Origin of the sequence: Pseudorhodobacter sp., assembly GCF_030452865.1 — a bacterium.
Lineage (GTDB): Bacteria > Pseudomonadota > Alphaproteobacteria > Rhodobacterales > Rhodobacteraceae > Pseudorhodobacter.
Window position 1 is genome coordinate 1 of sequence record NZ_JAKDLJ010000215.1, and the last position, 6,254, is coordinate 6,254.

Below are 6,254 nucleotides of genomic sequence, written 5' to 3' on the forward strand. Positions count from 1 at the left end.
GTGCTCCACGTAGCAAAGCAAAAAGCTCGTTGCGGTGCGATGCACGATCAGGCGGATATCGGCGTTCACCCGCACCGACCAGAAGTTCGTATCCTTGGCCCGGTCGAGCTTGTGAAATGACAGGCCGTTTGAAGTCGGATCCAATTGCAGGTCGAACGCGGTCATCTTGGCCGCCTTTTGCTCCTGCGATGTCAGGCGGGTGAGGCTGTCGGTGAATGTGTCGGCGATACGGAATTCCATCAGGTTTCGCCTCTTTTTACATTCTGCCCGACCGTCAATGTGTTCAGGATGTCGATATAGCGACTAGCGACCTGAACAATTTCCTTGTGTGCAAGTTCGATGATCTGACGGATTTGCTCGTTCTCACTGACCGGAACATAATCGTGGCGGTCCATATGTGTCTCGATCACCGCAATTCGGTCCGGTTGCGCGGACAGAAAGGCACGGAAATCCTTGTCTCCCTTGATCGCATTGCAACCTTTGCAACTTGGGACCAGATTGCCGAGCCGGTGCTCCCCAAGCGATTGCCTGTTGATCGGGACCACATGATCCATCACCAACTCGGAGTCCTGTCCGCAATAGACGCAAAGTCCCCCGAAATCTTCGATGACCTGCCGCCAGTGCTTTTCCCCGAAGTCTTCGGTGCCAAGGTTGCTCAAGATGTTTCGCACCACAAGGTTTTGCGCGTTTCCAATGGCGTTGCCCTTATAGCGGCCGCGCGACAGCTTCTTTGTCTGTTCGATGACGGAATTGTCAATCGCGGCGGAAACCGGGTCGGTTCGGGCAGCGTCGATCACGCCTATACCTTGGCGTTCAAGGTATCGCAGCAAGAACGGCCTGCTCTTGCTTGTGGGCGGATCGAACCATTGGCTGGTGACACGGACGGACATGCCGCGCACGATATAAACCTGCGACCAATAGCGCCGGTTTTCCAAGGCCGAGATTTCCGAGATCGGCTTGCAGAAGGGAAAGTTGACGTCCAGCACGTCCTTCGAGTAGGCGCGATCACACAGCCGATCAAACTCTGCATGATCCTGCTTTTCGCAGAGCGCAAAGATGATCGGGATATAGTGCTGGATCAGGCCGCCGATTTTCATCATTCCACTGCGAACACTTTCATCACCTCATCGCCTAGGTGGTTGATCACCTTCACCGCGATACGCCCTGACTTCGGCTTTTCAAACGGTCGGGAGGTGTCGGAATAGAGGCTTTCCCACGCCTCCTCATCGATCTCGGCCTTTAGCGTGGTTTTCAGCGCCTTGTAGGGATCGTTCGCGCCGAGGAAATAGGCATGGCGGACGAAGAACGACTCTTCGTTGTAATCGGTATCCAGCATCCACAGCGCGATGCCTTCCGTGCCTTCGGATTGCACCTCGCCGGTTTGGGGCTTGAACACGTCGACGCCGAAAACCTGCACCGTCACCATGCCATCACCGGCATCCGCAATCCGGATATCGGGCTCGTCGAAGATCACGAACAGGTTGCCTGCGCCGGTGGTTTTCAGGTCGCCTCCCATGTGCAGGTCGGGGTTCATTCGCGCCTTCAGCACTGGCACGCGGCCCAGCTTGTCAAACTCGGCAGAATGGGCGTCGTAGTTGAAGGCGCAGGCGATCAGCATGTCGAAACCGGCATCGCCAGCCTCACGCGCTGCCGCGACGAGATCGGGGCGGCTGACGGTGCCGAACTCGGGGCCGATGAAGATACCGGCGCGGCGTTGCGCCTCGCCCTCCATGAACGTCGCTTCGGCGCTGATATAGCGGCCGGGCCAGCCGTGCAGGGCGGTGAAACTGATCCGGTCTTCCTTATGCGCCTGCTGGACACCGGCGGCTTTCAGGTTTTCCAGGATCATATGGGCGAAATCGGTGAAATCGTCAGATCGTTCGGCTGCCTTGCGCTTGCCCTCGGCGGCCTCATAGGTGTCGATCAGCTCATCATCCCAATCGACGGCGAGGGTGCGGTGGGGCGACAGGCTTTCGACGGTAAAGGGGCCAGCGACGCGGGTTTTGCCGGTGTCGGCAAAGGGTTTGTCATAGAGGAATTCGAAATCGGCCTTGGCGGCGATGCTGGCGTCGATTTCGCGCTGCCTTGCGATGCGGGCCTCCCAGAACGCGGTGAGCGCCTTTTGCGCGGGGGCGGGCCAACCGGAGGGGGCTTCGCGCGGGACTTCCCATTCCATCAGGCCGTTTGCAGGGGCCATTTCCCCCGAGGGGAGCTTGACCTCGCCTGTGGCGGCAAAGCTGATCTTGGTGTCTTTGCGGCCGCCGACCTCCACTTTGAGCGGGGTGGCGTGGCCGGAAAGAGCGGTGTTGAGCGCGGTTAGCGCATCCTCGACTGCCGGTTGCAGCTTGTCCCAGATCACGTCAATCTCGGCGTTGTTGGCTATGTCTTTCAGCATGATATGCGGCACGCGGTCATAGACAAAGCCTTGGCGGATGCTGCTATGGGTTGGGGTGGATTTCGGCGGTTGCCGAGTGATGTCGCCTTCCTTTTGCTGGCCGTCCTTGCTGTCGGCCAGAAGGTAATAGGGATAGCGCGCGCCCATCAGGCGCGATCGGGCAAGGGCCACGGCGACGCGAGAGGTGTCGATGGTGATCCAGCGCCGCCCCCATTGTTCGGCGACATAGGCCGTGGTGCCCGAGCCGCAGGTGGGATCGAGCACCAGATCGCCGGGGTCGGTGGTCATCAGGACGCAGCGCTCTACGCTTTTCGTGGATGTCTGGACGACATACACTTTTTCGTCGGTGAAATTGCCTGTCGCTGTATCAGTCCAAATATTTGTCCGAGGTTGAACCGGAAAGTCATCGGCGTATCGCACATACCTAAGGCTGTTTTTAGCCACGTGAACCCGCATTGAGCGGCCGAGTCTCACGACGTTATCGGCTCGTGTCTTCCAATGCTGGTTTGCCGGAAATTTAAAGACGCGACCCTGATAATCTATCGGAGACGGTTCAGACGAGGCTCCTTGAGAAGTAAGCGAAGTTGGCTGGTAAAGGCGGTGTTCACTTTGGAGTGGGACTTCGCCACGCTTTTCTTCGGCGGTGAGCCCTCGCATCGCTCCGTGGCCATCGACCACCCACTGATAGTTACCTTCGGTCGCGCTTCGTCGAACTTCCTCGAACACGCCTCTGTATTTTAGTGATGGTTTGTTCCGGGCATACCAAAGAATGAAGTCATTCGTGTTCGGAATTGCTCCAGCATTAAAGCCACCGGTCTTCTGAGTAATGATCTCGCTAACGCAATTCTCATCCCCAAACACCTCATCCATCAACGCCCGCACGCGATGCACGTTCTCATCGCCGATCTGCACGAAGATGCTTCCGCTCTCGGTCAGCAGATCCCTCGCCACAGTCAGCCGGTCGCGCAGGTAGGTCAGGTAGGAATGAATGCCGTCTTTCCAAGTGTCGCGAAAGGCGCGAACCTGTTCGGGTTCGCGCGTCACATGGTCCTTGGCCCCATCTTTGACATCGCGCGAGGTGGCGGACCACTGGAAGTTGGAGTTGAATTTGATGCCATAGGGCGGGTCGAAATAGATGCACTGCACCTGACCGCGCAGCCCCTCACGCTCTGCCAATGACGCCATCACCGATAGGCTGTCGCCCGAGATCATCCGGTTCGACCAGTGCTGATCGTGCTGATAGAACTCGGTCGCGGCCTCGGCATCGGGCAGGCCATTGAAATCGGCGAACATATCAAACTGCGGCGCATTGTCGGCGGCCTTGGCGCGGGTGGCGCTGGCGCGCTTCAAGTCGTCGATGATCGCCTTGGGGTGGACTTTTTCCTGAATATACAGCGGCGGCGCCTGCACGATCAGATCGGACCAATCCGCCATATCCTTGCCGCGCCAAACCAGTTGCGGGTCCAGATCCTTGTTGCGCCGCTCATAGGCAAGCTGGATGGGGGTCTTGTCCTGCTCGCGCATGATGGACTCAAACTCCGCAGTCGGAATATTGCGGCGAGTCGCGTCATGGGTGAGGGTTTCCACCTCGATGGGTTTCTTGGCCATTACGCGACCTCTTCTGCATTTGGGTCGGCCAGATCGAAGCCTTCGTCATCCTGCGGCACGTCCTGACCTTCCTCTGAGTCAGACGCTGTTCTGGCGACTGCATGGCCGGTGGCAGATGCTATCATCGCCAGCAAGCGGTTTTCACGGTCAGCCATGAAGTCGGTAAAGCGGTCTGCGCGGAACAATACCGGGTCGATGCCATGACTGGTAAGGTAGCTGTCAAGCAACTCGGCGCTGATCGGTGGGATGATGTCCTCGCCACCTTCGGTGTCGCCCAGCGCATCGTTCACTCGTTCGCGATAGCAGTGATGCGCCTCGTCATTCAGGACAACGATGTTCTTCTGGCCCATCAGGTCGCCCATCACCCGCTGGATCATCTCGCCTTCCGTCTCAAGCGTCTGCACTTTGTCACCACGCCAGCCTTCAAGAGCCTGACGGGTGCCCTTCGCGATCACCAGTTTTTCACGCAGTTTGAAGGTGTGGTGTTGGTGATGACGATCTTGGCGCTCTGGATGTCGCGCAGCATGTCGGGCGGCGTTATCTCGCGGCCGCGATAATAGCTTTCTGGATCATTGGGCAGCAGAACACGCAAGCGATCTCGGATGGTGATCCCTGGGGAAACGATCAGGAAGCGGCTGGAGAACATCTTGCTGTTCGGGTGGCGCACAGCATTGACGGTTTGCCACGCAATCAGCATCGCCATAACCGTGGTCTTGCCCGCACCTGTCGCGAGCTTCAACGCAAGACGCAGCAGTTCCGGGTTTGCCTGTTCGTTGGCCCCTTTAACGTGGGCCCAGAACTTTGAGACGCGCGGTCCCATTTTGGGCGCGACCTCCGTTAGCCAAATAGCGGTTTCGACGGCTTCGATTTGGCAGAAGAACGGACGGATGCCTTCGAACTTGTGGTGCCGCCAATGTTGCAGCAGGCGCGCCGTCTCCGGCGTCACCAGCCATTGATCAGGATTTGGCAGGCTGCGCCAGGTTTCAACATGGCCCCGGATTTCGTTGATGATCGGAGTCGGGTTATATTCCTGATCTTCGGACGAAAGCTCATCATTGGCACCAAGCAGCATGGCACTTTGCTTCAGGTTTTGCCGTTGCTTCTTGGTCTTTGGAACCGGCGTGATGAGATCGGAGCGTCGACGGTTTTCAAGGATACGGTTTGTGGGTTGTCCGTCGCCATCGAGTTCCCAATGACGTCCTGGGAAGGCATATGGGGAATTTAGGATCGGCTTTTCAAAAAACTGCTCAGACATCTGATGCACCTTTTTCAGCATGCCCTCTTACAGCAGCCTTTTGTTCATCAATCCACTGTTCAATATCGTCATGCTTGAAACGCCATTGACCGCGAACCTTGAAGGCCGGAATTTGACCCGTTCGCGCCATTGTGTAGACAGTCTTTTCTGCAACCTTCAACAACACCGCAACCTCTGGCAAAGTGAGAATAGGGTCCGTCATGGACCTGCTCCTTCCCGAAATGTTCAAAGCGAAGCTGCCAGACTTTGCCAGACTTTACTAGCGCCTGATTACTCCGAGATTTGTTGAGAGCCAAGGTCGTGACGTTGGCAGCGTAGCTGACACCTCGACATCCCGCATCAGCATCCCCGCCAAGGGCAACGGCATTTTCCTTGAGATGCCGATTGCGGTAAACGTCTCGGCGCTTGATCTGGAACAGGTCTCAACCAGCTCCGGATTGCTGAACCGGCAAATGGAAGACCGGCAGGCCGCCACGCTGGGCAAAAAACTATACCTGAAATACGGCAAGCTGTCTGATCCGGTGTCCTCGCTGTCGGGGGGGCAATCAGCAGAAGGTGGCGTTGGACAAGATGTTGAGCGTGAAGGCGAATGTCGCCCTTGTTGGCATCGGCTCCATTCAATCAACCGGGTCAAGCTATTACGACCTGACCCGCTGCCGGAGGCAGATCGCAAGATGCTGGTCGGGATGGGAGTTGTCGCAGAACTGCTGGCCCATCTGGTGCGTGATGACGGCGCGATTGTCGACTATCCGCTGAATGACCGGCTGGTTGCGTTAAGGCCTGCGGATTTGGCCGATTGTGGCAGCGTCATCGGTGTCGCCTCGGGCGTGAAAAAAACCCGGCCAATCCGGGCCACGCTGAACGGCGGGTATCTTACCGCCTTGATGATGGATGAAGAAACGGCGCTCAACGTGCTGAATAACAAGGAAAGAACAGACAATGTTGCCTGACATGCTTACTCGGCCCATCGGGGCCAGCGGAATTGAAGCCTCGGCC

4 protein-coding genes and 2 pseudogenes are annotated in these 6,254 nt (G+C 57.5%); 1 reads left to right on the forward strand and 5 read right to left on the reverse strand.

The annotated features are described in order from the left end of the window. The 5 genes and pseudogenes from L0H65_RS12620 to L0H65_RS12645 form a co-directional block, all read right to left on the reverse strand. A pseudogene (locus tag L0H65_RS12620) lies at positions 1-240 on the reverse strand (DNA helicase); the annotation flags it as partial. Continuing rightward, positions 240-1,100, reverse strand: a complete 861-nt coding sequence (locus tag L0H65_RS12625) for an HNH endonuclease (RefSeq protein ID WP_301459409.1) — start codon at positions 1,098-1,100, stop codon at positions 240-242. The gene L0H65_RS12625 and the pseudogene L0H65_RS12620, both read right to left, overlap by 1 nt. Further along, on the reverse strand, positions 1,097-4,003 hold the full coding sequence (locus tag L0H65_RS12630; protein ID WP_301459410.1) for a site-specific DNA-methyltransferase: 2,907 nt from the start codon (positions 4,001-4,003) through the stop codon (positions 1,097-1,099). Before L0H65_RS12630 ends, L0H65_RS12625 begins: the two co-directional genes overlap by 4 nt. Positions 4,004-4,266: 263 nt before the next feature. Then, positions 4,267-5,258 (reverse strand): annotated as a pseudogene (locus L0H65_RS12640) (DEAD/DEAH box helicase family protein); the annotation flags it as partial. Next, positions 5,251-5,460 carry a helix-turn-helix domain-containing protein gene (locus L0H65_RS12645; protein ID WP_301459413.1) on the reverse strand — a complete coding sequence of 70 codons (210 nt, stop codon included), beginning with the start codon at positions 5,458-5,460 and terminating at the stop codon, positions 5,251-5,253. The gene L0H65_RS12645 and the pseudogene L0H65_RS12640, both read right to left, overlap by 8 nt. 175 nt (positions 5,461-5,635) lie before the next feature. Here L0H65_RS12645 and L0H65_RS12650 point away from each other — a divergent pair, with 175 nt between their 5' ends. Next, positions 5,636-6,208: a sugar-binding domain-containing protein gene (locus L0H65_RS12650; RefSeq protein ID WP_301459414.1), complete on the forward strand. Its 573-nt coding sequence runs from the start codon at positions 5,636-5,638 to the stop codon at positions 6,206-6,208. Positions 6,209-6,254: the final 46 nt, after the last annotated feature.